A 26,524-nucleotide genomic window follows, 5' to 3' on the forward strand; every position below is an offset into this window, starting at 1 on the left:
ATATTTTTAGATTTATTTATTCTCCACTCGAAAGTTAAAAATAATATCGGGAATTTGTTTTACCATCGCATTATATTCTTCTAGCTCTTTACCTTCCAAGATTTGGTCTAGGGGAAGAACGTAAAAGTACATGCTTCCGTCAATCTGCGTAATTTCTTTTAATTGACCGGCACTTGGACTATCCTCTGATTTCACTTTCTCCCACTCCTCAACCGACATCCCTACAATGCGCATAAGCGACTGATTCGCTTCCGGGTTTGCTGAGGGATATAGAAAGTCGGCACTTCGACTGGCTTCAATTACCTTTACGTTAGCCCACTCCTTCGGTAAGTCTAGAAGGTATCCATCGACAGAATTTTGGTAAATCCGCGGTTCAGCAGAGGCTTCTTGTGGAGCAGTTTGACTATCTTGGCCATTGGCAGGTAATGTGACTTCAGCTGGGCTAGTAGATGCAGGCATCTCCTCTTGCTGACAACCCAACAATGAAAGGGTTAACACTCCCGCAGTTAAACATGATATCCACTTTTTCATCTTTCATCTCTCCTCTGTAATGTCTTTCCATTGACTTTGACGAGATTGAAGGATTGAAAGTTTCATGGTTAAAAAAATCCCCCAAAAACTTAATTGGGGGATCGATCTGCCTTATTTCACAATAAAAACGGGGCACGTCGCCTTCTGTACAACATAATGACTGACGCTGCCTAGAAATAACTCTTTCATATTACTTAAACCCCTGCTTCCCATTACGATAAGGTCTGCTTCGTTTTCTTTTGCAAAATGAAGAAGAACCTCTGCGGGGTTACCTTCAAAAACCAATGCTCGAGACGGATTAGGAATAGCCTTTAGCTTTTCCTGAATTTCTTGAAGCTCTTCTTCTGCTGCCGTCAGATAAGCTTTTCTCAGGGGATCAAAGTTATAGCTATATGCGGAGTAATAAGCCGTCGTAGGAATCATAACTACGGTAATAACATCAAGGGCGATGCGCTCATCCTGTGAAGCCATCTTCATTGCCGTTTCCAATGCTCTTTTGCTTAGTTCAGATTGGTCATAAGCTACCACAATGCGGGAATAAAGAGAAAACATCGAAATACCTCCCTGGTTTCTTCCATGTATTTGCTTTTAGTTTAGCAAACCCGTGCGGAGGTAGATGTATAAAAAATCACAGGGCTATGCACTAATGGCTTCCTTGGAGGAAGCTGGCCTTTTCTTCGCACTCAACACAAATAGCGTGGCGATGATACATAGGATTCCGGCAGAAATAAACGTCATCGTGTAGCTATGGTAGGTCTCATAAAAGTAGCCACCAAGGAAAGCTGCCACTCCAGAACCTACTTGGTGAGCAGCAAATACCCAGCCATAAATAATCGCTCCCCGCTCCTTTCCAAAAAAATCAGAAGCTAATCGAACAGTAGGCGGAACCGTCGCAATCCAATCCAAGCCATAGAATACGGCAAAGGCAATCAGCATGGCATAGGACTTCTGTTCGAATGCATAGGGGAGAACAAGCAATGATAACCCACGCAAACCATAATACCAAAATAATAACCAGCGATTGTCATAGCGATCAGACAGCCAACCCGAGGCCATCGTACCAATAATGTTAAATACCCCCATAAAGGCAAATAAACTTGCCGCATGAACCTCTGGGATACCATGGTGTGTGGAAGCAGGAATAAAATGGGTACCCATTAAACCAGCTGTAGACAACCCGCAGATGAAAAAGCTAAGGGCTAAAAGCCAAAAAGGACCCGATCTAATCCCAATCCATAGCACTTCAAAGGCTGACGAGATTGGATTTTTCTGGTCCTCCTTAGCATCTAACTGCTTGGCATCTTTCTCTATCGCTCCATATGGCGCAAGCCCCTTCTCTTTGGGACTATCCTTCATCCAAATCACAATAATGGGGATCATGATGATGGCTAAAATAATAAAGACGGACATGGAAATTCGCCATGTATATGTCTCAGTAAGATAGGATAAAAAGGGAAGAAAAATCATTTGTCCTGCTGCCGTGCTCGCCATAAGCAACCCGAGCACAAAACCCTTCCTCTTCTCAAACCAATTGTTTGCAATGGTGGCTGACAGAACGGTTAGAAAAACTCCGCAACCCATTCCAATAACAATGCCCCATATAATATGAAGCTGCCAGATTTGGGTCATAAACAAGCTGGCGATCATCCCTAACACTAGAAGCCCCATAGCGTACACCATCATCCTGCGTATCCCTATCCGCTCCATACCTGCTGCAATAAAAGGCCCAGAGAAACCATACAAGGTCAGGTTAATCGCAAAGGCAAGGGAAATCGCCGAACGACTCCATTCAAACTCATGCTCCATCGGAACCATAATTATACCTGTAATGGATCGAATCCCTGCTGCTATAAGAATCGCAAAAAACGTTAGCCATACAACTACCCAACCATAATGCAAGAAGAGCTCACCCCCGACTTTTTTCTGCAATATACTGTATCCATCATACTATGCTTAGAATTCATTTGAAAGAGGTCAATTCTTCTTCCTTTTGATGCAGAAAAAAACCGTCCCTTCACGCAAAGGGGACGGCTTCCTATTAGGTTTACTCCACGTAAGACCACTTAAGGTCAATGCTTCCCAAACCATCCATATAAACATCCTTAACATTATCAGCCTTCATGTAATTATAAGTGTAGAAATAAATGGGCATAAACGGCATTTCATCCATTAGGATTTTCTCCGCTTTCTTGAAATTCTCCATTCGTGCCGCATTATCCTTCATGGAATAGGTATCATTGATAAGCTTAGTATATTCCTCATTCGTCCAGTAAGTACGGTTGTTTCCTTCAACAGACACGAATAGTTCTAAGAAGTTTACCGGATCATTGATATCTCCCAGCCACGCTCCCCGAGACATGATATATTGCCCGCTCTTCTCTTCTTCTAATTGAACCTTTCTTTCCTTATTCACTAGGGTAACATCAACACCTAGGTTCTTTTTCCATTGGTCTTGAATAGCCTGAGCAAGCTTAGCATTTAGTTCTTGCGTGTTATACAAAAGCTCTACTGGCGGTAGCTTATCCACTCCAAGCTCTTTCATTCCTTCTTCTAGGAGCTTCTTGGCCTCTTCAACGTTGTTGTCAGCAAATAATCCCTTTTCATTTTCAGGAATCATGGTTGGTGGAACGAAGGCCATGGCAGGCATTTGTCCGCCTTGTGCTACATTTTCCAATAAGTCTTGACGATCAATAGCATAAGAAAATGCCTTACGTATTTTAGCATTGGTAAACGGCTCAACCGTTGTGTTAAAACGATAGAGATAAGTCCCAGCAATTGGCTTACTTGTGACTTTCCCTTGATCCAATAACGGTACAAGCGCATCCGGTGGTATCTCTGACAGAGGAGAGCCTGCCCAATCCAACTCACCGCTCTCAAACATGCTAACTTCTGTATTCTGATCTTCAATAATCATCAGCTTAATCATGTCGCCTTTGACTGAGGAAGCGTCCCAATAATCCGCATTTTTCTTGAGATTCAACTCTGTTCCGTGCTGCCACTCCTCAAGTTTGTATGGTCCATTGCCTACAAATGTATTCGCTTCTGTATGCCAGTTAGGATTTGCTTCTACTACTTTTTTGTTGATTGGGTAATAAACGGAGAACGCGGTAAGTTCCATAAAATATGGAGTAGGATTGATTAGCTTGACTTCAAGCGTTTTCTCGTCTAACGCCTTAACCCCTACTTCATCAAGGGAAACTTCTCCCTTTTTCGCTTTTTCTGCATTTTCAATTAAATATAACATATTAGCATAGGGTGCCTCATTTTTAGGGTCTAGAACCCATTTCCACGCAAATTCATAATCATGTGCCGTAACAGGGTCCCCATTCGTCCACTTATGATCACGGATTGTAAACGTAAAAGTCTTCAAGTCATCGGAAATTTCAACCTTTTCCGCCCCTGCTTCATGCGGTTTACCGTCCATTCCTATTCTTGTTAGACCTTCCATTGTAGTTCGCATAACCGAGATCGATTGAACATCTGTTGCGATTCCAGGATGTAGGGAAGGCGGCTCTGCTTGAAGGTTCATTCGGAGAACGCTTTCTTTCTTCTCTGTCTTCTGATCAGAGTTCGTATTTGAATCGGTACTTGTTGGTTGGGTGCTGGAACTACAGCCCGTAATAGCTAAACTAGCAATCACTGCAGTACTTATCACGCTGTTAAACTTTTTCTTCATAAAGAAGATTACCCCCAGTATATTTTTATACATTCTATTAATCTATTATATCATTCCATGGTATGTTTTGTAAAAATAATAATATTAATGCATAATTACCTTACAATGGATCCTCGAATAGCCTATGTTAACCGAAGAACTACTATACCAATCAATGATAAAACCGCCCCGGTCCACTCCAAGCGAGACAGATTTTCTTTAAGTACCATTCGTGTGTATAGAAGAATAATGAGTACGTTTAAGGCCACAATGGCGGAAACTAATCCGGTTACACCCTCTTGAAAAGCAAGAACAAGCGTGATCATCCCTCCGACATTTGTTGTTCCAACCATCATTCCCCAAAGAAAGGTTTTCCCATTTGGCCAAAGTCCCTCATCACTTTTTTGTTTATCCAGGAGCCAAAATAAGCAAATAGAAGCGTACCCGTGGCAAACATATAAAATAACGTTGGAAACAATGCTGCACCTTTTCGTTGGGAAGGTAACTACTTTTGAGCTTTTCTCCTCTTGCTTAAGGCATCAATTGTTTCACCTTTAGGGAAATTGAGCATTCTGCTTTTAGGCTCATATATCCTTTGCGACGGCCATACCCCATTGGGCCCTGAGAAAATATAGCTAACGACGCAAGCGACAAAAAAGTAGACTAATGCCTTACCTTCAAACATTTCAAGACCAAGAAGAAAACAGGAAATAGGTGTATTGGCCGCTCCACAAAAAACAGAAATGAATCCTATCGCAGCAAGGAATGAGGTAGGCATATCGATAATACTTGAAAGAGTATTGCCCAGAGTTGCACCTACAAAAAACAGGGGGATAGCTTCCCCTCCAACAAAGCCAAATCCCATTGTGATGGCCGTGAATACCAGTTTAGCCAGGAAGGCAAACGGTGCCACTTCTCCCGTAAAAGCCTGTTCCACTATTTTTAAGCCCCTACCGGTATAGTCTCTTGTGTCTAAAAGGTGGGCTAGGGCTATTATCAGGATACCCCCGACAAAGCCTCTTAGCATAGGGGTGACTAGGTACTGCGTGGAGTACTTTTGTACCCCGTGTCTTAACTTACAATAAAAGACACTTACGAAACTAAAAGCGATTGACACTAGAATTACCTTTAGCATGGACAGCAGCGCGATCTCGGGAACCTCGGTTATCTTAAAGTGATCATGTGGAGCCCCCCATGCCGTTGTAACATAATGACCGACAAAGCTGGCTGTTATACAGGGAAGCAGACCTTCATAGCGCATTTTTCCTGCAGCTGCAACTTCCATTCCAAATATTGTTCCCGACAATGGTGTCCCAAAAGCCGATCCAAAACCGCCAGCAACACCAGCCATTAGCAGAATCCGCTGATCGATCTGATCGATGTTAAATAACCGATTAAACGCCTCCGCTATACTCCCTCCCATTTGAATAGCTGCACCCTCACGGCCTGTCGATCCTCCAAAAAGATGCGTCAAAAAAGTCCCAAGAAAAACAATGGGTCCCATGAATAGAGGAACCTTTCCCTTAGCATTAATGTTCTCGAAGACGATATTATTTCCTTTTTCAACATCTTTCCCGTATGATTTATACATATAGCCAATGAAAACACCGCCAATGGGAAGCAAATAAAGAAGGAACGGATGAGCTTCACGCTGGTCCGTTAAATATTTTATAGTCTTTAAAAGTACAGCTGAAGTTGTACCTACAATCAATCCAATTAGGCAACCGAGAACCACCCATTTAGCCAACTTCCCTATGAAGGCTCTGTAGCTAAGCTCCACTTTCTCCGAGGATTCTGCCGTCGTTTGCCTTTGCATCGCTGTACCTCCGGATATCATTTGGATTCGAGTTCCATTTCAACCTTTTTTTAGATTAACCGGATCAAAACATTTTACTCTCTAAAGCAAAAAAACGAACGCCGATGCGTTCGTTTTTATACCTAATAAGCCCTATTCTTCTCGTGGCACAATGTTAAAAGGCAAACTTAAATCCTCCTGAAATTCCTCTGCACATTCTAATTCGCTATCATTATCAGCTGTATAATACCAATTTAGTGTAACTTTTTTTCCACTAGTATAGGCTTCTTCTAGCTTCTCTAGCAACATCATAATACATTTCGAACTACTGGTATTAATATATGGAAGTGTAAAATCGATAAGAACAGTCGCCTCTTCATTTAGTTGCTCTAAATACTGGTCAATCCATTTAAAAAGCGGTTCGTAGAAGCCAAATGCATCCTCTGGATAAGATTGGCCCTTGATCGATAAAGTGTTATTCGCACTATCAAAGACGATCTCAGGTGTACTTCTAGTTGCATCAACTTTTAATATTTCCATCAAACTTCACCTACCTCCAAATATGTTATACCACCGCTTTTATTGTCAAAAAAGAATATTCCTGGTCTACTTCAGTAATAAAATATTCTAACGGACGACTAGCCTTTCGAGCCATCTCAATCAGGCCAAGGCCAGCTCCCTTGCTTCCTGGAGGGGTTTCTGCTCTTAATCTTTCTTTATACAACTTCTTTAATTCTGTTTTATCAAGGGATGAAACAGTTTCCAATTTTTTGATCAGGTCAGTAATATCCTCGGTAGCAATAAGGTTCCCTGAACAAATATAATTTCCATCCTCTAGCTTTCCAATCGTTACGATGCAGGAATTAGAAACTTTTCTATATCCTTCTGTATTTTCTTTACTCTCACAGTAATTTTTAATGTTTTGAGTTTGCTCAATAAAAATAGAGAAGATATGATGAATTTCGTTCATTGGACTTTGTTCCATTTCAAGATATTTCCGAACTGCTTCTCCCAGTTCTTCAATAATAGTTTGTGAAAACCTTCCAGAAAAACTGATCAGTAAGCCGTTTTCCCTAAGGCTGTTCTGTATGTCCAATAAAGTTGTACCAACCATAAGTTTAAACCTCCTTTTATATCTTAAATGCCAACAGAGTGATATCATCACGTTGGGATTCATCTCCCATATAACTCTGTAATTCCTTTAAAAATACTTCTTTTTGCTTGGCAAGGGGCAGTTCAGTGCTGAACTGAATGAGCTGCTCTAGTTGCTTTCGACCAAACGAAAAGTCTTTTTCTCCCCCGTTTTGGTCGGCATAACCATCTGTTAACAGGTAAAAGACTTGATTCGATTGAAGAGAGATCTCAACTTGATCAAATTCATAATCCAAACTTGTCCGACGATAGCCAACGCTTTTCTTGTTTCCTTTGTAAATTTGAAGCTGTCCATCTGCAGAGGCATACAACGAGGATTTTGCCCCTGCGTAGCTAATGGTTTCCTTGCCTTTCACCAAACAGATACCAATGTCCAATCCATCATCCGTTATGCCACAAGTGGAATCCTGACCTAATGTACGCTTAAGAAGCTCATTTAGACGTTTGATTATTCTCGCCGGTTCTCTAATTCCCTCCATTTCTACTACCTGATTCAACAGAGATATCGAGACCATAGTCATTAACGCACCTGGAACTCCATGTCCCGTGCAGTCTCCGACTGCAACGAAGGTTTGCTCGTCGAATGTTTTGAGCCAGTAGAAGTCCCCTCCCACAATGTCCCGCGGCATCCATATCAAACAAGATTCAATGAAGGTCTTCGATAATAAGGAGGAGGAAGGTAAGATGGCTTCCTGAATGCGCTTGGCATAGTTCATACTTGAGATCATCTTGTGATTAGCCTGTGACAGCTGCGCTGTCCGTTCTTCAACTAGACTTTCAAGCTGTACGTTCCACTGTTCGATTTCTCTTTTCGCTTCCTTTTCCTTCTCAGCAAAGCGTAAGAAAGAAATAAATGAAAAGGCCAGGTTGCCAATGGCCTTAAATAATCTATAAGAATGAGATGAGAATTCCTTTAAACTATGCTTGTCTATGTCGATAGAGATTGTTCCAAGAATTTCATTGTCCAAAATATACTCGATGAGCATGGAAGACTTCATTGGCTTGCTTGCTCGAAAAAAGGGTTCATATATATCATGGGGCATCGTGCTTAAATGGAGGTTATCATAGCTATGAATGATCCCAATATGCACAGGTCCATCGACCTCATGATCCTCTATTTGGTGTATATCAATGAGATACTCTTTTTTTAGAGGCAGTGATTGTAAGACTTCAGCATCATGCCCAACCGCATCCACAAAACGCCATTCGTCTCCTTCGACAATCGAAATGCTTCCATAGTCTGCCTCTGTAATTTGTGCTAGTGCGACCTTCAGCAATTCTTTTAAAAAGCCCATATCATTGCTCGTGGAAGCAGAAACCAATTTTGATGCAAGACCTGTTAATTCCTCAAACTTGCCAATGGTTCTCTGTTCTTCCTCTTTTTGTTTTTCTTTTTTCTCTAAAACTATATGGCCTGCTATCAAAGACAAGACTCCTTGAAGACGCTCTAGATCGGTTGGATCCATGCAGGTGTGAGTTCTCCATAAGCATAATCCAACGAGAGAGCGGTTTATTATCAAAGGAATAAGGACTGTTCCATTTATTATCGTTACTTGCTTTTGATTCACAGCATCCTTAAATTTTACCGGATCGTCCTCATACTCAACCGATTGGACATAGAGCTGTAGTTCATCGCCTTGAGCAAGATAAACAGCCGCACAAGTTAGTTTGTCAACTAGGTATTGGAATGGATTTCCTATCACATCCTGTGTCACATTCAGCAGTAGATCATCAATTAGCTGATTAACGACGCTTTCAAATCTAAGCATATTGATTCCTTCCTTGTATTGGTAGAGTAAAGAAGAACGTACTTCCTTCTCCTATGGTACTTTTAACGCCCATTTCACCCCTGTGCTTATGGACAATTTCTCTTGAAATAGAGAGTCCTAGACCCGTTCCTTCTTGATTGGTTTTCCCTTTCGTTTTAAAGAAACGGTCAAATATAAACGGAAGATTCTCATCCGAAATGCCTAGTCCGTCATCCGATACTCGAATCACAAGATCTTGGTTCTCGGAGGATACTGTAAGTTGAATATTTCCACCGACAGAAGTAAACTTCACTGCATTTTGGATTAAATTTGTTAATACTTGCTCAATCCGCATGGGGTCTATACACACATATTCCTCAAGAAGATCATCTGCAAGAGAGCACGTAAATGTAAATATCCGATCTCTGCTATGTACGTCTAATTGATACTTACTAAACAGCAATTCAAACAAATCTAGGATTTTAATATCCTGAAACTTGAGTTTGGTCTGACTGTACTCTATCTTTGACAGGTCGTATAGATCTTCAATCAAACGATTTACTAGCTGTACTTTATGGTAGATCAGCCGAATGTAGCTTTCATCAGTTTCTATCACTTCATCTATCATCGCTTTTAAATAGCCCTGGATCGACGTCATGGGAGTCCCAATTTCATGTGAAATATCAGAGATCAGTTTTCTTCGCGAGTCTTCGATCTTTTGAATATCATTATGGGCATGCTGAAGTTGAATCTCCCGATCAATAAGAGCTTTACTTTGGATGTCGCTAATCTTAAATACTTTACTTGATACTTTTAATAAGCGTTCGTAATGATCAATTAATTCCGCAAAGTGATCCATTAGCTCCACATGACCAAGCTTTGCTTCCTTTAACTTTTCTTTGGCTTCCTGAAGATAGGAGGATTCCTCCTTGAATAACAGATGTTTCTGGTCTTTCACGTTACTCTCCTCCCTCTGTTTTGAGAGGGGGTTCAAACTTATACCCTACACCTCTGATTGTCCTCACAAAGATAGGGTGATTCGGATCTTTTTCAATCTTCTTTCGCAGGTTACTAATATGCACCATCAAGGACCTGTAATCCCCCATACTGTCTTGATTCCAAATCTTTTTATAGATATCTTCAGGGGTAAATACCTTATTCGGGTTTTGGGCTAATAGGAGTAATATTTCTCTTTCTTTCTTTGCAAGTACGATCTCTTTGTCATCTAGTCGTACATCCAGATTTTCTAAATTGATTTCTAGACCGTTAAACGCTAGCAGCTCATTGTTCTTCTTATAACGAAGTCTTGCTTTGACCCTTACCATTAACTCCAACGGATCAAAGGGTTTCGGAAGATAGTCATCAGCTCCAAGCTCAATGCCATCGATAATCTCATCTACTTGTCCCTTGCAACTAATAAAAATAAAAGGTGTCTGAGAAACGTTGCGAATAGCCTTGCAAACATCATAGCCTGACATTTTGCCAGGAAGCTGAATGTCGGAAATAACTAGATTTGGTTTTTCGGATTCGAATAAATGAATGGCATCCTCTGCAGTTTCTGTTTGTACCACCTCATACCCATTCTTAACGAGGTAGATCCTAATCAATCCTGCTATATCCACATCATCTTCTACGAGAAGGATCTTACTTGGCATTCCTATTCACCACCACATCAGGAAATGATAGTCTTCATATAGTATAAAACAATTTTCGACTTTGAAGTAAATAAGATCTCCTAATTTAAGAAAAAAGTGCCCTAAAATCAAGGGCACGTTCAATCTTCATTCTCATTTTCCCACCGCTCGTTCACATTAAACCAATAAAACCATTGATCTGGCTTTGTTTTAACCATTTCCTCTAACCATTCATTCAGTTCATTTATTGCCTGTGAACGTTGAGAAGGAGACCACTTTTGATATAAATAAACTGGAGCATAAAACTGAATATCGTGCTTAAAACGTTTCTTACGGTAACCTAGCATAGGAATAATGGGTACCTTACCTTCCAGGGAGAGCATGGCGGAACCGGCGGGCGTTCGAGTAGATCGACCAAAAAATCTTGCTGGAGGAAAGTTGGGTCTCCAAAAATCACCAAGCAAGAAAACCACACCGTTATTTGCTAAATGTCTTTTCAGTTGTCTAACAATTTCTACGGCTGGCACTTCATCATAATCTAATGCTCGACAACCCATATTCTCAAATATCGAGTATAAAGGTCGAAGCTCTGAGCTCCCCATTGTAGCTACAGTTAGACAAGGATATCTTTGTGTTAAATACCAGTAGTAATAAAAGAAATTTCCTACATGAGGGGTAAAAATGATCACTCCTTTGCCTTGATCTAGTTCTTGTTTAATATAATTTTCACCCTTAACATCGAATTTATTGTTTTCTACTTTGTCTAGACTAGAAGATTCAATAAGAATCTCATAGAGTACAACTGTCATTTGGTAAAAATAGGAACGAGTCAAGCGATGGAGTTTTTTTGATGGCTTTTCCGTTAGCAGTTCCTTCATATTGGAGTACACCAACTTTCGCAAATCAGATGAAGCCCAATAGAGGATTTGACTGATGCAATAGCAAAAAAATAGTGCAAGGGGTTTGGGGATATAATGTAACCAGCGGTAAACCATTGGTCCCTTACCAGAGGTTACCTTTTGTATCCATTCGTACAATGGGTATACCTCCTTTATTCATGGGATCGGAGGAGCTTAGTAAACCTCCGCGTAGCCTTTTTCACATCTAGAATGATAAAAAAGTCAGTGGTTTGAAATAAGGGGTCAAAAGCAGGTTCCCCATCCATTTTTGCCCCAAGGGAGTAGTAACCCTTTATTAATGGGGGCAATTGCCGTATTAGTTCCTGTTCAGTGCAAGTAACAGAAAGGATCTCTAGACCTTTAATGCGATGAGTAGGCAAAGGCTGAATTCCAAACTCCTCTTTTAGTAGTCCATGGGTCTTTAGCATACTGTAGATGATGTTCGTCTGTTCGAGACCATTTGTTGTAAGACTTGCACACCCTACAATATAAGAAAAGTTGTTCTCCTGTAGATATTGTCCGATTCCCTTCCACAAAAGCTTTAAAACTTTCCCATCTCGATAGTCAGGAGCAATGCAGCTTCTTCCTAATTCGAGCATTTCATGTGCTTTTGAACGTAAGGGGGTTAAATCGAATTCTGTCTCCGAATAAAATCCCCCATGTTGCATCGCCTTATTACCAGGTAACAATCTATATGTTCCTACAACTCTTCCAGTAATAAGCTCCTTGACAATCAAATGATCACAATATAAATCATATGAATCTTTTTCAAGTTTATCCTTATTGAATAACCTATGATTACCCGCTTCTTCAACGAATACTTGATAGCGCAACCGAAATGCTTGTTCTAGTTCTGCGGGTGTATCCACTAGCTTAACTAGTAAATGGGCCTGCGTTTCAGCCATCTTCTCACACCCTTGTTAAGGAAGTTTGCGGTTCTATTACTATAGTATGTAAAAAGATAGAATGTGTTAGTAAAACAAAAAAACCTCCCTTTAAGAGGTTATAAAGGGAGGTTACTTGGGTGTATTCGGCAATAATATTTTAAAAGTAACGGAGTCCTCTTCGATACTGATATTTAAGTGACCTCGATACTTTTTTACTAGATCCTTAACAATGGCCAATCCCTGACCGTGACGACTCACTCGTTGAGAAGACTCAAGCTCTTTTGTAGTATATCCAGCTTCAAACCATCTTTCAAATTCTTTCGCACCAACAGAGCCAGGAATGATCGTATTTTCGACCTGATATTCATAATACTCAGCACTTTTACTTAGAGTAACGGTAATATTTCGCTTTTGTTCCGGTAATTTGCATGTGGCTTCCATTGCGTTATCCATCAGATTACCATAGATGCGAATAAGATCGGTTTCGGGATAATCCATGGTAAAATTCGGTTCCACTTTCATGACAAAATTAATTTTCTTATCAGCAGCTGCCGTTGATTTTGAGAAAAAAAGAACACTAAGCGTAGGGTGAGCAATCTGAATGGAATGATCCAGTCTTCTTACCTCTTGGGATAATTGTCTGAAGTATTCCTCTGCTCGTTCATACGATTTTAACTGGAGATGTCCCCATACAATCTGAAAATGGTTATTCATGTCATGTCGAAACGAGCGCAAAGAAGACACAAGGTTCTGGAATTCTTCCTGATAAGTCCGTTGAGTGATATGTAAATTCTGAGCTGCACTTGCATTCATCTCTTGTATTAACCTGTCCATCTTCACGGTCATATCATTAATTGATTCTGAAACCTGATCCAACTCTGCATTTCTTCCCGTTACTGGAATCCTTTCACTTAGGTTTCCGTCAGATACTTTTCTCAGATGCTCACGTATAGTAGACAAGGGTTTTAAGCTTTGTCTTGTCATGACATAAGACAAAATAAGCATGAGCAGAAGCATGGCTAAGTAGGCGCTAGAGATAATCACAAGAGCCATTTGAAAAAAAGTCTGCTCATCCTGTTCATTACGAGTCAGAAGCATGGCTCGTTGATTAGGCAATGGAATGTAGTGCTTCTCATACAGTACCCCTTTTTCAGAGAAGCGAACCGATTTAGCTTGAGAGCCTTGCTGTACCATTTCAACATACGAGCGATCTTCCGGTCTTGGTAAAAGATCGTGACCGAACAGGACCGTATCATCTCGCTCTGGTATAATTTCATTGGGTTTCAAAATACCGTCTAACCACGGATTAACATTGATGATTGCTATACTTTCAATTTGTTTATTCTCTTCAACAATATCAGAAATAAACTGTTGAGGGCTAAACATGCTTTTCACTTGTTGAATTTGTTCATCCTTTATATAAGGCGCAATAAGAAAAGGAATTTCCCCGTCCGTTGACCGGTAGTAAGCGTACTTATAGTAAGCATCCTCCCATGAGGATTTGGCAACTGGCCCCACCCAATAATTCGTGTTTTTATACCCTTCCCCTACATCCACCGTTCCAGAACGAATTAATTGACGAAGCGCAATCGTCCAAGTATTGTCTTCCCCCCAATCTTTAGAAGACACCCCAATCTCACCAGGATCAGAGGATTGAACAATCACAATATGGTTATCAATTTCTACACAGAGAGAGATCTGAGTCAAATGGTATTTCTCTCTTAAACTAATAAGTTCTTCAGCTGTAATTTGGTCTAGCCTTTTTCCATTCAAGTCTTCAGCTAAGTTTACAGCAGCATAATAGAGCAGTTTATCAATATCTTGTTCAACGGATTTGGCTGCTTGTTCAGATAGATTAAGGGACTGAATAATAATTTCAGTAGCAGATTGGACTTCCAACGATATATGTTCTTTAAAATGTTCTTTTGATAACCAATATAGAACTATAGTCAATAACAATCCCACCACCCCAATTATGAAAGCAAATTGGAGGGTTAACTGGGATAGAATGGATTTATTACGACGCCAGGACATAAACGAAACCTCTTTCACTCTAGAAATGCACCCTACTATTATAACCTAAAGCTAATGATAAGGCGTCAAAGTTTGCTATAAAAACATAAAAAGATCTAGTAAATTATGGCATCACATGATAAATATTGAACCCCTAACGTAACTTTGGTAGACTAATAAATAAATAGAATATGAGTAAAAAACTAGTAAATTTACAACACGGGGTGACATCTATGAAAAAAGCAAAAGTATTAGGTCTTCTGCTATGCGGGTGTTTGGTGTTCTCTTCCTTTACGTCAACTTATGCAGCCACATCGGATGAAATTGCAAATTCTGCCCAAAAGTACATAGGTCATTCACTACAAAATTATACCGCAGGAGATTTTATTCATTACACATTAAAAGGGGCTGGAATCTCCTCATCCACTAGCTTAGCAACCCTATACAAGCAAGGTACTCCTGTGTCTAGCTCTAATGCAAAAAGGGGAGACATTGCCTTCTTTGGTTCTAGCAGCTCCAACCTATTTGCATCAGGTGTCCACCTCGGAAATAACCAGATTGCTGTCGCCTATAAACCCTATGGAAGCGTTAAGGTACTATCCACAACAGACACCGTTGTAAAAAATAATCTGTTAGGAAATCGAAGTTTTGCAACCACTACAGAAAGCACCCCCCCTAGTCCAACGACTAGCCCGACTACCCCACCGGCCATTGATCATAAGGAAGCCTTAATTCAAGCCGGTTTAAAATATCTGGGCACACCTTATGAATACGGCTCAAGCCGTGCTAACACAGATACCTTTGACTGTTCAGATTTTGTACGCCAAGTCTATCTTGATGGTGTTGGCCTAGATTTAGGAAAAGGCGGATCTAGCTCTCAATATAATTACCTTATTAATACAGGAGCCCAAATCAAAACCGATTGGCGCCAATTGGAAAAAGGAGATATCATGATTTTCATGCCTTACCGCGGAACGGCTGAATCCAATTATACGACAAACCGCACCGCTATTGGTCACTCAGGTATATATATGGGGGATGGCAAAGTTCTTCATACCTATTCTAAAGATTCGGGCGGAGTTCGAGTGGACTCCATCGCCAATAGACACTGGGAATATCGTTTTATTGCAGGTGGTAGCCCTTTAACTAAATAAAAGAACAAGAGGCAGCCGGGCGAATTTTTCGTTTGGCTGCCTTTTTAGTTATTTACACAACTGGAAGGACTTTAGAATTTCAGGAAGATCCCGATTGATCATTCGTGATAAATACTTAAATTCTCGTAATCTTCGATTGTAATCGGTTTGGTCAGGCAATAAAAATTCATCAGGTGGTTCCCCCGGTGTTAAGGCCGCATAAACCACTTTCTTGCTAGAAGCTATAAACTGTAAGGGAGAGTCTTTATACCTTGCATCCCAATTCCGTTTACTCATGTTAAAAACGATTAAATCAAATATAGGAGTTGAAACAACACCATTGATGCTCTTTCGATAGCGGAGCTTAAATCGAATACAAGCGCGAGCATCTTTTAGACCACAAGCAGTCTCCTCTACAAAAACATGCTTCCTCCACCACTTTGGAATAGTGAGTCTAAACCTGTATGTTGAGTTGTGATACCATATGGGCACTGCACTCTCCTCCTTCTCTCCTTACAAGGATATTCGGAAGAGATGAATTCTGTTTACATAACATATGTTATGAATAGAACAAAAAACAAAGAAAAAAGAGCCACCCTGCGGTGGCCCTATGGTTATGCATTTTCTTGTAATACCTTCGCTTTGAACTCAATACGGCGTCGATGCAAGATTGGCTCGGTATAACCGCTTGGCTGATCGTATCCTTTAAATACGAGTTCGCATGCTGCTTGGAATGCAACGGAATGATCGAAATCCGGAGCCATTGGGCGGTAAGCCGCATCCCCAGCATTTTGTTCATCAACGACTTTAGCCATACGCTTTAACGTTTCTAGTATCTGTTCTTCGCTTGCAATCCCATGGTGCATCCAGTTCGCCATATGCTGGCTGGAGATTCGAAGAGTCGCGCGGTCCTCCATTAAACCTACATTGTTAATGTCCGGAACCTTAGAGCATCCGATGCCTTGCTCAACCCAGCGAACTACATAGCCTAAAATCCCTTGTGCATTATTGTCAAGCTCTTGCTGAATTTCTGTTGGCGTCCACTGTGGATTCTGCTCCACTGGAATTTGTAAAATGTCATCACGGTAATCACGAATCGTTTCTTTAAGCTGGTTCTGAATTTGGCGAACATCGGTTTGATGATAATGTAGAGCATGCAAGGTTGCCGCGGTAGGAGAAGGTACCCAAGCGGTATTCCCACCTGCTTGCAAATGTCCAATTTTTTGCTTGAGCATTTCGCTCATTAAGTCAGGCATTGCCCACATTCCTTTGCCGATTTGAGCGCGTCCCTGCAGACCACAGGCAAGACCGACAGCAACATTGGACTTTTCATAGCTTTGGAGCCATACGGAAGACTTCATATCATTCTTACGAATCATCGGACCTGCTTCCATAGACGTGTGCATTTCATCCCCAGTACGATCTAGAAAACCGGTATTAATAAAGACTACCCGATCTTTAACCTGACGAATGCATGCTTTCAAATTTAAGGATGTACGACGCTCCTCGTCCATTACGCCAATTTTAAGGGTATGACGGTTTAGACCTAGCATATCCTCCACGCGATTAAAGAGCTCATTAGCGAATGCTACTTCAAACGAGCCGTGCATCTTAGGCTTTACAATATACACCGAGCCCTTGGCTGAGTTTTTCTTGCCGCTCGTACGCAACAGGTCGTGCATTGCAATTAAGCTGGTAAACACAGTATCTAGGATTCCTTCAGGCACTTCATTGCCTTCTTGATCAAGAATTGCGTTAATCGTCATGAGGTGTCCTACATTACGAACAAAAAGAAGGGAACGCCCTTTTAAAGTAATCTCTCCTCCGGTTATGGAAGTGTAGATACGATCTGGATTCATCGTTCTTGTCATCGTCTTGCTTCCTTTAGGGAACGTAGCCGATAGATCACCCTTCATAAGGCCAAGCCAATTTCTATAAACCTGAACTTTATCCTCAGCATCCACTGCCGCAACAGAGTCTTCACAATCCATTATCGTAGAGAGTGCGGCTTCCATTAAAAGATCTTTCACACCTGCAGCATCGGTAGACCCAATCGGATGGTTACGGTCAATCTGAATTTCAAAGTGTAATCCATTATTTTTTAATAGAACAGCTGTTGGCGCCTCTGCCTGACCTTCGTAACCTACAAGCTGGGTGTTATCTTCAAGTGTAACGATTTGACCATTGCTCAAAGTAACAGCTAATTGACCATTTACAATAGCATAGCATGTAGCATCTTTATGGGTTGCTCCTGCTAATGTGGCAGATTGATCCAGGAAATTCTTCGCAAACTCGATAACTTTTTGTCCACGAACTGGATTATAACTACCAGTCAGTTCAGCACCGTCGTTCTGATCTATAGCATCCGTTCCATATAGTGCATCATAAAGGCTTCCCCAGCGTGCATTCGCTGCATTAATTGCGTAGCGAGCATTATTTACCGGTACAACTAATTGAGGTCCAGCCTGTAAGGAAATCTCATCGTCTACATTAAATGTTTCCACTTCAAAATCCTCAACTTCAGGCTCCAGGTAACCAATTTCTTGGAGGAAGGCTTTATACTTATCAAAGTTGAGAGGATTTTGCTTATGCCATTCATGAATTGCTGCTTGAATTTGGTCGCGTTTTGTCAGTAGAGCCTTGTTCCTAGGTGCTAGATCTTGAATTAAAGTCTGGAGATTCAACCAGAACTTCTCCTGTTCTACCCCCGTCCCAGGGAGAACCTCGGTATTAATAAACTCATATAACTCCGCAGCAACTTGAAGACTTCCAACTTTGATATACTCTGACATGATGGACTTCCTCCCTATTTAATGATGATCTGTCTGTTTTATTAATCTGATTGTATTATATAATAGACTTTGTTATAACTAAAATATATATTTCGAATGATTGGTATGCATTATTGTTATATTGTCCAGGAAAGTGGTGAAATGGAATTGGACATTCGTCATTTAGAATATTTCTCTGAGGTAGCCAAACATTTAAGCTTTACTAAGGCAGCTAGCGCCTTGCATATTTCCCAGCCTTCTTTAAGTAAAGCTATTAAGAGTATTGAAGATGAATTAGGTGTCCCCCTATTTTACCGTTCATCCAAGCAGCTTGAATTAACCGATGCAGGCAAAGCCGTTTTGGTTAATGCAAAAACGGTATTGGAAGCCTTTTATGGTCTTACTTCAGAACTCAGCGATATCATGGATTTAAAAAAGGGTGAGATCAGCATTGGCGTCCCTCCCATTGTTGGGGCAGCTTTTTTTTCGAAGCTAATCAGCCAGTTCAAAGAGCAATATCCTTCCATTCAAATTAAGTTAACGGAAGTTGGCACGAACAAGATTAAGCAAGAGGTTGAGGAAGGAATCCTAGATATCGGATTGATCTGCAATATTCCAGGTCATAGTGAACAATTCGAATTAATCAAGGTTTTAAATGATCCGCTCCTGCTCATAGTCCATAAGGAACACCCGCTGGCTCAAAAAGCAAAGGTCCATTTCTCGGAAATTGAAAACCAACCCTTTATCTTATATAGAAAAGATTTTTCGCTGCACGACCGTATACTGGAGGAATGCCATAAATTTGGCTTTTATCCGAATGTAGTCTGTGAAAGCTCGCAAAAAGACTTTATGATTGAACTAGTAGAAGCAAAATTAGGAGTAGCCTTACTGCCAAGCAGAATCTGCCAGAATCTCCATCATCAGGAGCTTGTCGCAATCCCACTAGACGGTTCAAAGATCAACCTCGAGTTAGGCATGATTTGGAAAAAGAACAAATACCTTTCCTTTGGAGTACGAGAATTTATCGCAGTATCCAAGGAGCATTTGTTCGTAAAGTAGCAAGGCTATACGCATAACGATTTGACAATCACTTGCCGTTTGCTATATTTATTTTATTAATAATAATACAAATCGATTTAACAAAAAGGTCGTGATATCCATGAGCTCCTCCCCATCTTATGAGGAAAGCTTAAGAGCAGCGGAAAATATGGTCATTGATGCCATCTCTGAAACGATGGATTTATACGGCGTTACTCCATCCATTGGCAGATTATATGGCATTTTATATTTTAAACAGGATCCGATGACACTAGATGACATGAGCGCGGAGCTAGGGATGAGCAAGCCTAGCATGAGCACCGGTATTCGCGCCCTTCAACAAATCCATTATGTTCATAAGGTATGGCAGAAGGGGGTAAGAAAAGACCTCTACTTAGCTGAAAAAGACTTTTTTAAAACCTTCACTTCTTTTTTCAGCAATATGTGGAACCGAGAAATTGCGGTAAACCAGGAAGCGGCAGAAAGAGCTACAGAAATTCTAACAGAGCTTATACAGGACCCGCAGGTACCGGTTTGGATCCATGAACAGGCGAAAGCGGATCTTGAGCAGCTCCGTCACTCCAGGCAATACTATGAATGGCTTCGGAAGGTGGTTCATCTTTTCGAGAGCAAGGAAATTAACAAGCTTATAGAAGAGCAAGGCCAAGATTAAATGATAGAAGCCAAGATGGCTTCTTTTTCTTTTTCTCCTTTATATCCCAAAAAACGACAGTGTCCTTCGAATTGATTAGTAAATTCAATTGGAAAGGATGAGGAACAGATGCAATTTTTCAAGCGTTTCTTCCAGCAAAGTCCAAATTCTTCAAACCAATGGTGTATGACGTATATGGATTCTAATTCCTTCCGTCGAGCGAGAGTAGCGGATATTCTAAAAAATGCAGGCATTGAAGTTATTCCTTCCACAGACCACATCCTGGTAAAAAAGGACCAGCACGTTCAAGCACTTGATGTCCTTAAGAGCCACGGATATTAAGGAGACAATTCATGATCATTACAGGAAGAGCGGAGTCATTTGAATCAGGAATGAAAGAGTTTAAAGATAATCTTCATGTACTAGCAAAACTACTTGGAGAAAAAGCTGACTGGAATGAAACCACTGTCATCACTCACCTTCTTCAGCGCGTTTTTGAAGAACGCAAGCAATACCAAAATGGGAAAGAAACTAGACAGTGTGAAATCATCGTTAAGCCAAATGTAGTTGAATATCATATGGCTGGTTTTTCTTTCGGATGGAGCATCATTGGCAATGGACAATATGAGTTCTACTTTGAGAGGACTACTTCATAAGCCAAATAGGCCCCCTTTTATCAGGGGGCTATTATAATCATACACTTTGTTTTTGCTTCAGTTGCTCAAGCTCTGCTTCAACGCGCTCGTTCGTTTTAACTTCCTCGGAATAAAAAGACTGTCGAACCTTTTCACTCACTTGTGCATCGATTTCCAGACCTAGTATTTTCTCCTCCATTCGCGCAAAGCCTCTTGCTGCCGACTCTAGGTTGACGGGAGACAGGGTATTCTCAATTCTTTTACTCGTCTTAGCAAGGTTCGCTCTGGCTACAAGACCTGCCTTTTTATTTTTCATCGAATAATATTTATCTTTCAGCTCCTGGAGCTTCTCTCTTATTTTTTGGGTATGTGCGACAAGGGTATCATGTTCTTGAACGTATTGTTCCAGCTTCTCTTCGGCTAATTGCTTGTCATATAGAGCCTGTCTGGCAATATGATCCTGCCCTTCCTCGACAGCTAACTGCGCTTGTCTTTGGCGTTTCACTATTCTTTCCTTTGTTTCATCTAGCAGCATTTTGGTCTTCTTCTCTAGCGACAGCTGGCTAGCGAGCGTAAGTTCCGCTTGTGCAATTTCCTTTTCCATATCACGAATGTACTGGTTTAACATCGCAATAGGATCTTCAAAATGGTCGAGCACCTCATGTACTGTTGCCTTTGTAATATCTTTTACTCGATTAATAATACTCATCCTTATTTCCTCCTTTATATTATCTCTTCGTAATATTTTTTTCCCACTCGTCTAGAGGATCCACTTGGGGGACTCCTGAGGGTGTGGTCACCGCTGGTTCATAGCTGCCTTCGCTTGACCCCTTAATCATATTCCATCCTTTATAAATAAAGAAGGAAGCAATGGCAAAGGGAATTAAAAAACCTAGATTCAGCAGCCCAAGCAGCATGATGCCACCTACACCCATTAAGACATATCCAAACTTACTTGTTCCTCGTTCGCGCTTTTTCATATTCTCACATCCTTGTTTCTTTATGATTCTATGATACCTTTTACCCGCTTCAACCATAACTGGCGGCGGATTGATTTATAGTCCGTCTCAAGTCGGAGAAGATGATCAGTCTACTACATGAAAAAACCCCCGCTGTCGGGGGGTTATAACGTTATTGATCGGCTTTTAGCAGCAGAACGGCTAATTCTGCCCGAGAGACCTTCCCTTGTGGTCGAAATGTTTGATCTGGATAGCCATTAATAATGCCACGTTCGAGAGCTGCGTTTACATATCCAATCGCTCCTGCTGGAATTTGGCTGCTATCCTTGAATGGAGGAAGCTTCGTCATTTGGCTATAGGCCTCTCCCTTCCATTCCCGAGATTTAACAAGTAAACTAGCAAGCCATACTCGGCTAGCGAAGTGCTCTGGGTAAAATGATTCTTCCGAGGTTTCAAACAGTCCATGGTGTAGAGCAGCGATTATGTATCCTTTAGCCCAGCTATATTTTTGCTCAATGATGCTTGCATCCTTAAAGTATAATGGTTCCTCTTTTAAAGCTTGAGCCACATCTTCAAGGCCCATGTACTTCACAACAGCAACGATCGCCTCTACTCTGCGTACGGAATGGTTGGGCTTAAAGGTTTCATCCTGATAACCATGCATGATGCCTCTTGAACGCAATATCTCAATCGATTCAGAAGCCCATCTTGCTTGCTCTACATCCTTAAAGGCCATTACTTGACTTGTATCCTCCCCCTTAGCATTGACGTACCGAACTTCCTGCTTAGAATTTAAAATGACTTCAACTCGATCAGTAAATCGAACATCTCGAAGTTCTACTTTCTTTTCATTTCTGTAGATTGCGGTTTGAGAATTAAGATTGAACTCCCACTTCCTAAGCCCATCAAAAACGATAATTCTCTGTTGCTCGTTATCTATAAGGACAGGCTGCCCTTCCACATTTCCCTCTTTATTATGAGATGCAACTATAGAGTTAGATGGAGCTTCTTGCGTTACATGGTCAAGGCTTTGATCCGATTCCTTTTTACGTGAATACTCAGCAAAGGAATCTATGGAGATCGATAAAATAAATGCAAATAACATCCCTACTGCGATATAGCCCATTTTTCTCTTCATGTTTATGTTTATACCCCCGTTATCCTATCTTAACTTTAACTATTCGGAGGCAACCATCAGATTATGGGGGGAGAAACGAAAAAACACTCCTAGCTTAGCTACGAGAGTGTTTTTTCGTCTGCTTACCCGGAAATTACCAGAGGAATCCAGGACGTGCAATGATAACAAGCAAGATGTAAAGAACAAGAATGAACGCTAGGCCAGTTCCTAGAACCCCAGCTCCACCAGCGAAAGGTACACCCATGTTGATTGCCCCCTTTCTAAGCGATTACTTTATATTATTATGGCTGGTAGAATTTGATTGGACGAACGCCCATAAAAACAAAAGTATTAGATAGCCTAACCTAGCATAAGTTTATGAAAGATGATTGTCCTAATTTTTATTAAACAAAAAGGGGTTAGTCATGAATTTTAACTATTCTCGAGCCGATTTCTACGGGGATCTAAAGGCAGGAATCATTGTTTCTGTTCTATTGATTCCCCAAGCCATGGCCTATGCCATGCTTGCCGGCTTGCCACCTGTTATGGGTTTGTATGCTGCTACTTTTCCTTTAATCGTTTATGCTTTCTTTGCCTCTTCTAAGCATCTGTCGGTCGGACCCGTAGCTATTGTATCCCTATTAGTTGCTTCGTCTGTGTCTACGATCGAGCATCCTGGAACAAACCAATATGTTGCAATCGTTATTCTGCTGTCCTTGTTGATCGGAATCTTGCAGGTCACACTGGGAATCTTTCGGTTTGGTCAAATCATTGAAGTTTTGCCCCATTCGGTGATAAGCGGGTTCATTACAGGTGCCGCTATTCTAATAGGTTGGAGCCAGTTCGAGAATCTACTCCAAATTAAAGTGGAGAGGAACCAGTCCCTGCTCTTACAATTCAAACAAGTCCTCTTAAACCTTGGTGATATCCATCTACAAACTTTATTATTAAGTATGGTCAGTATCGTTCTGCTCATTGTATGCAAAAGATATACCAAACTCCCTGGTCCACTCGTGATCCTTACATTGACGACAAGCGTCGTATGGTTATTTCGCCTAGATTTATCAGGAATTCATATTATCGGGGATGTACCAAAAAGTCTACCACACCTTTCCATCCCTGATCTACAACCCAACCTAATCCCGACTTTACTTCCAATGGCCTTGACCATTGCTATCATAGGATACATGGAATCCATTGCGGTCGCAAAGACCCTAGCTGCCAAATCCCGCTACTCCATCAGTGCAAACCGCGAATTGGTTGCCCTGGGACTGGCAAATATGTCGACCGCTTTTATTCACTCCTTCTCCATTGCGGGAGCGATTTCCCGCTCTGCTGTCAACTACGAGAGCGGAGCCAAAACAAAAATGGCAACCCTTGTGACAGCCCTGGTTGTCATTTTCGCTTTAGTGGTGTTTACACCTTTTTTCTATTACTTGCCCGTAGCCGTTCTTTCTTCTATTATTGTTGTGGCTGTTTTAACTCTTATTGATTTCAAATACGGTTTTAGGCTGCTAAAAACCAAAAAAAGCGATGGTTCAGTCTTCTTTCTTACCTTTTTTGGAACCCTGTCACTAGGCTTAGAAGAAGGGCTCATCCTTGGAATCTGCTTCTCCCTTCTTCTCTTTATTTCTCGAGTCATTTATCTGAATAGCAGTTGGAGCTCAAAAAGATTTAGGAATTAGCCTTTGAGAATTTTTCCAGCAGAGCATCTAATTTTTTCTGCTTATCCCTCTCAAGCTTCCGTTTCTGCTTATCTTCCTCCTCTAGTGCTTTTTTTACAGAAAAGCACATGAACACCATGATCACAGCAAAAGGAAGAGCAGCAATGATTGAAGCCGTTTGCAGCCCTTGCAACCCACCGCTTAACAAGAGGACAGCGGCAATGGAGGATTGAAGGAGCCCCCACGTGAGCTTCACCTTGGTTGGGGGATCCTGGTCTCCATTTGTAGAAAGCATTCCTAATACAAAGGTTGCAGAATCAGCAGACGTAACAAAAAAAGTGATGATCAACATGGTTGCAAGACCCGCTAGCAGGGTACCAAGCGGAAGCTGCTGCAACGTAATAAAAAGGGCAGAGGTGATGTCCTCCTGAACGGCTTCCCCTATCGGGACATCTTGAAACATCTCAAAATTTAATGCCGTTCCCCCAAATACAGAAAACCAAACAAAACTGAATAGACTAGGTACCAGTAATACTCCGAGAACAAACTCTTTGATCGTCCTGCCTTTTGAAACTCGTGCAATAAACATTCCCACAAAGGGTGCCCAGGCAATCCACCATGCCCAATAAAACAAAGTCCAGCTACCTACCCACGGGTTTTGGGTGAACGGGGTTAGCCTCAAGCTCATGGCGATCAAATTTTGGACATACCCTCCAACCGTTGATGTAAACGCATCGAAAATAAAAGTCGAAGGACCTGCTATCAATGTAATGAGCAATAGGATAACAGCCAAGAGCAAATTGATGTTGCTAAGGGTCTTAATTCCCTTTTCCAGTCCAGTTGTCGCAGATAGCATATAGAGAATCGTCACGACACCGATAATCATCAATTGCACAATCAAATGATTAGGGACCCCTAGTAAATGAGAGAAGCCCCCGTTAATTTGCAATGTTCCTAGCCCTAAAGAAGTCGCCACTCCAAACACGGTAGCTATGATCGCCAGCGTATCGATGGCTTTTCCAATCGGCCCGTTCACTCTTTCACCAATCAAGGGATAAAAGGTGGAGCTAATTAGCCCACTATATCCCTTCCTATAATTAAAATAGGCTAAAGAGAGGGCGATAATCGTGTACACTCCCCATGGATGCAGTCCCCAGTGAAAGAAGGAATAGCGCAAAGCTAACCGGGCAGCTTCAGGCGTTTGAGCCGCGGTTACATCAGGTGGAGGATTTAAATAATGGTACATCGGTTCCGCTACTCCCCAAAACACAAGTCCGATTCCCATTCCCGCACTAAATAGCATGGCTAACCATGTTACGTTGGAAAATTCCGGCTCATCATCATCAGTTCCTAAGCGGATATTTCCGTATTTACTAAAGGCTAAATAAATGGAAAAGACCAAAAAACCAAAGGTGGAAAACAAATAAAACCATCCAAACTGATTGATTGTCAGTTGCAGGAGCTGACTTGTTGTATCTGCCAGGTTTTCCGGGCTTATCACCCCCCACAAAACAAATAAAATAACAAAGACAATGGAAATGATAAAAACCAAAAGGTAATCCCCCTTACTCCCCAAAAATGTTGTATTGTTATATTTTGCCACAGCCGCATTTTTATTCTTCTTTCCTTTTATCCATAGATCAGGTATGTTACGATACGTAAGTATCACTGGCTAATCAAGCTACTTAGGAGGGGTTTCATGGACGGAATAAACATTATACTGATTATTATTGTCATTAACATTGTCTACGTATCACTGTTTACCTTGCGTATGATCTTTGTCATGAAGGGCCAAAAGATGCTAGCTTCTCTCATTAGTATGGTTGAAGTATTTACCTACCTGATTGGATTAAATATTGTACTAGCAAATATTGATAAGCCTATTAACCTTATTGCCTACTGTTTAGGCTGGGGAAGCGGCGTATACTTAGGAAGTAAAATTGAGGAATGGCTAGCTCTTGGCTATATTACCTTACAGATTGTAGTGGATCATTCAGAAATCAATCTCCCTATGGTGCTTCGAGAGAAAGGCTATGGGGTAACAAGCTGGCTTGCGGATGGGAGAGACGGCAAACGAGTGGTAATGCATGTTCTCGCCAAGCGAAGCAACGAAAAAAAGCTTCTAGCTACCATCGATCAGTTAGCTCCCAAGGCCTTCATAATTTCCTATGATCCACGTACCTTCAAGGGTGGGTTTTGGGTCAGACATCTGGAAAATCGCTAAAAGAAAAAGAACCTTAT

28 protein-coding genes are annotated in these 26,524 nt (G+C 41.2%); 7 read left to right on the forward strand and 21 right to left on the reverse strand.

The genetic code is table 11. The annotated features are described in order from the left end of the window. Positions 1-12: 12 nt before the first annotated feature. The 14 genes from EIZ58_RS16165 to EIZ58_RS16230 form a co-directional block, all read right to left on the reverse strand. Positions 13-531 (reverse strand): hypothetical protein, encoded by a 519-nt coding sequence (locus EIZ58_RS16165; protein ID WP_134701865.1) that lies wholly within the window; start codon positions 529-531, stop codon positions 13-15. A 111-nt stretch (positions 532-642) separates the two neighbouring features. Next, positions 643-1,083 carry a universal stress protein gene (locus EIZ58_RS16170; RefSeq protein WP_134701866.1) on the reverse strand — a complete coding sequence of 147 codons (441 nt, stop codon included), beginning with the start codon at positions 1,081-1,083 and terminating at the stop codon, positions 643-645. 84 nt (positions 1,084-1,167) lie between these two features. After that, positions 1,168-2,430, reverse strand: a complete 1,263-nt coding sequence (locus EIZ58_RS16175) for an MFS transporter (RefSeq protein WP_134701867.1) — start codon at positions 2,428-2,430, stop codon at positions 1,168-1,170. A 145-nt stretch (positions 2,431-2,575) separates the two neighbouring features. Then, the gene (locus EIZ58_RS16180) at positions 2,576-4,207 is read right to left on the reverse strand and encodes a peptide ABC transporter substrate-binding protein (RefSeq protein WP_134701868.1); all 1,632 of its coding nucleotides are present in this window, start codon (positions 4,205-4,207) and stop codon (positions 2,576-2,578) included. A 122-nt stretch (positions 4,208-4,329) separates the two neighbouring features. Further along, complete coding sequence (locus EIZ58_RS16185) at positions 4,330-4,665, reverse strand: EamA family transporter (protein ID WP_134701869.1); 336 nt, start codon at positions 4,663-4,665, stop codon at positions 4,330-4,332. A 26-nt stretch (positions 4,666-4,691) separates the two neighbouring features. Continuing rightward, a complete protein-coding gene (locus EIZ58_RS16190; RefSeq protein WP_134701870.1) occupies positions 4,692-6,002 on the reverse strand; it encodes a voltage-gated chloride channel family protein in 1,311 nt (436 codons plus the stop codon). 132 nt (positions 6,003-6,134) lie between these two features. Then, on the reverse strand, positions 6,135-6,521 hold the full coding sequence (locus EIZ58_RS16195) for a DUF1987 domain-containing protein (RefSeq protein ID WP_134701871.1): 387 nt from the start codon (positions 6,519-6,521) through the stop codon (positions 6,135-6,137). 25 nt (positions 6,522-6,546) lie between these two features. Next, a complete protein-coding gene (locus EIZ58_RS16200) occupies positions 6,547-7,095 on the reverse strand; it encodes a SiaB family protein kinase (protein WP_134701872.1) in 549 nt (182 codons plus the stop codon). Positions 7,096-7,111: 16 nt separating this feature from the next. After that, positions 7,112-8,902 (reverse strand): SpoIIE family protein phosphatase, encoded by a 1,791-nt coding sequence (locus EIZ58_RS16205; RefSeq protein WP_134701873.1) that lies wholly within the window; start codon positions 8,900-8,902, stop codon positions 7,112-7,114. Then, positions 8,895-9,839, reverse strand: coding sequence for a sensor histidine kinase (locus EIZ58_RS16210; RefSeq protein WP_134701874.1), 945 nt, complete (start codon positions 9,837-9,839; stop codon positions 8,895-8,897). The genes EIZ58_RS16205 and EIZ58_RS16210 overlap by 8 nt, the downstream gene beginning before the upstream one ends. Position 9,840: 1 nt before the next feature. After that, positions 9,841-10,536 (reverse strand): response regulator transcription factor, encoded by a 696-nt coding sequence (locus tag EIZ58_RS16215; RefSeq protein ID WP_134701875.1) that lies wholly within the window; start codon positions 10,534-10,536, stop codon positions 9,841-9,843. A 119-nt stretch (positions 10,537-10,655) separates the two neighbouring features. Next, positions 10,656-11,510 carry a lysophospholipid acyltransferase family protein gene (locus EIZ58_RS16220; protein ID WP_240689129.1) on the reverse strand — a complete coding sequence of 285 codons (855 nt, stop codon included), beginning with the start codon at positions 11,508-11,510 and terminating at the stop codon, positions 10,656-10,658. 56 nt (positions 11,511-11,566) lie between these two features. Continuing rightward, positions 11,567-12,319 (reverse strand): GNAT family N-acetyltransferase, encoded by a 753-nt coding sequence (locus EIZ58_RS16225; protein WP_134701877.1) that lies wholly within the window; start codon positions 12,317-12,319, stop codon positions 11,567-11,569. A gap of 111 nt (positions 12,320-12,430) precedes the next feature. Continuing rightward, positions 12,431-14,335, reverse strand: a complete 1,905-nt coding sequence (locus EIZ58_RS16230) for a GHKL domain-containing protein (protein WP_134701878.1) — start codon at positions 14,333-14,335, stop codon at positions 12,431-12,433. Between the two features lie 212 nt (positions 14,336-14,547). Here EIZ58_RS16230 and EIZ58_RS16235 point away from each other — a divergent pair, with 212 nt between their 5' ends. After that, complete coding sequence (locus EIZ58_RS16235; protein WP_240689110.1) at positions 14,548-15,468, forward strand: NlpC/P60 family protein; 921 nt, start codon at positions 14,548-14,550, stop codon at positions 15,466-15,468. 48 nt (positions 15,469-15,516) lie between these two features. Here EIZ58_RS16235 and EIZ58_RS16240 read toward each other — a convergent pair whose 3' ends face one another. Both EIZ58_RS16240 and EIZ58_RS16245 read right to left on the reverse strand, forming a co-directional pair. Beyond that, on the reverse strand, positions 15,517-15,939 hold the full coding sequence (locus tag EIZ58_RS16240) for a hypothetical protein (protein ID WP_134701880.1): 423 nt from the start codon (positions 15,937-15,939) through the stop codon (positions 15,517-15,519). Between the two features lie 122 nt (positions 15,940-16,061). After that, positions 16,062-18,239 carry a malate synthase G gene (locus tag EIZ58_RS16245; RefSeq protein ID WP_134701881.1) on the reverse strand — a complete coding sequence of 726 codons (2,178 nt, stop codon included), beginning with the start codon at positions 18,237-18,239 and terminating at the stop codon, positions 16,062-16,064. A 147-nt stretch (positions 18,240-18,386) separates the two neighbouring features. On the opposite strand from EIZ58_RS16245, the gene EIZ58_RS16250 reads away from it, so the two are divergent. The 4 genes from EIZ58_RS16250 to EIZ58_RS16265 all read left to right on the forward strand — a co-directional run bounded on the left by EIZ58_RS16250 (position 18,387) and on the right by EIZ58_RS16265 (position 20,564). Next, positions 18,387-19,277, forward strand: a complete 891-nt coding sequence (locus EIZ58_RS16250; protein ID WP_134702016.1) for a LysR family transcriptional regulator — start codon at positions 18,387-18,389, stop codon at positions 19,275-19,277. 100 nt (positions 19,278-19,377) lie between these two features. Then, entirely contained in the window at positions 19,378-19,929 is a 552-nt protein-coding gene (gene cudC, locus EIZ58_RS16255) for a choline uptake/conversion transcriptional regulator CudC (RefSeq protein ID WP_134701882.1), read from the forward strand. A gap of 108 nt (positions 19,930-20,037) precedes the next feature. Then, a complete protein-coding gene (locus EIZ58_RS16260; RefSeq protein ID WP_134701883.1) occupies positions 20,038-20,250 on the forward strand; it encodes an ACT domain-containing protein in 213 nt (70 codons plus the stop codon). 11 nt (positions 20,251-20,261) lie between these two features. Then, positions 20,262-20,564, forward strand: a complete 303-nt coding sequence (locus tag EIZ58_RS16265; protein ID WP_134701884.1) for a hypothetical protein — start codon at positions 20,262-20,264, stop codon at positions 20,562-20,564. 37 nt (positions 20,565-20,601) lie between these two features. Here the strand turns inward: EIZ58_RS16265 and EIZ58_RS16270 are convergent, their stop codons facing one another. The 4 genes from EIZ58_RS16270 to EIZ58_RS16285 all read right to left on the reverse strand — a co-directional run bounded on the left by EIZ58_RS16270 (position 20,602) and on the right by EIZ58_RS16285 (position 22,884). Beyond that, a complete protein-coding gene (locus EIZ58_RS16270) occupies positions 20,602-21,252 on the reverse strand; it encodes a PspA/IM30 family protein (protein ID WP_134701885.1) in 651 nt (216 codons plus the stop codon). 19 nt (positions 21,253-21,271) lie between these two features. After that, on the reverse strand, positions 21,272-21,523 hold the full coding sequence (locus EIZ58_RS16275) for a hypothetical protein (RefSeq protein WP_134701886.1): 252 nt from the start codon (positions 21,521-21,523) through the stop codon (positions 21,272-21,274). Positions 21,524-21,674: 151 nt separating this feature from the next. Next, the gene (locus EIZ58_RS16280) at positions 21,675-22,640 is read right to left on the reverse strand and encodes an S-layer homology domain-containing protein (protein ID WP_134701887.1); all 966 of its coding nucleotides are present in this window, start codon (positions 22,638-22,640) and stop codon (positions 21,675-21,677) included. Positions 22,641-22,773: 133 nt separating this feature from the next. After that, positions 22,774-22,884: a sporulation protein YjcZ gene (locus tag EIZ58_RS16285; RefSeq protein ID WP_134701888.1), complete on the reverse strand. Its 111-nt coding sequence runs from the start codon at positions 22,882-22,884 to the stop codon at positions 22,774-22,776. Positions 22,885-23,044: 160 nt separating this feature from the next. Here EIZ58_RS16285 and EIZ58_RS16290 point away from each other — a divergent pair, with 160 nt between their 5' ends. Continuing rightward, entirely contained in the window at positions 23,045-24,304 is a 1,260-nt protein-coding gene (locus tag EIZ58_RS16290) for a SulP family inorganic anion transporter (RefSeq protein ID WP_134701889.1), read from the forward strand. On the opposite strand, the gene EIZ58_RS16295 is transcribed toward EIZ58_RS16290, so the two are convergent. After that, a complete protein-coding gene (locus EIZ58_RS16295) occupies positions 24,294-25,835 on the reverse strand; it encodes a glycine betaine uptake BCCT transporter (protein ID WP_134701890.1) in 1,542 nt (513 codons plus the stop codon). The genes EIZ58_RS16290 and EIZ58_RS16295 overlap by 11 nt on opposite strands. A gap of 147 nt (positions 25,836-25,982) precedes the next feature. Between EIZ58_RS16295 and EIZ58_RS16300 the strand changes: the two genes are divergently transcribed. Then, entirely contained in the window at positions 25,983-26,507 is a 525-nt protein-coding gene (locus EIZ58_RS16300) for a DUF2179 domain-containing protein (protein WP_134701891.1), read from the forward strand. Positions 26,508-26,524 lie beyond the last annotated feature (17 nt).

Origin of the sequence: Ammoniphilus sp. YIM 78166, from assembly GCF_004522215.1 — a bacterium.
GTDB lineage: Bacteria > Bacillota > Bacilli > Aneurinibacillales > RAOX-1 > YIM-78166.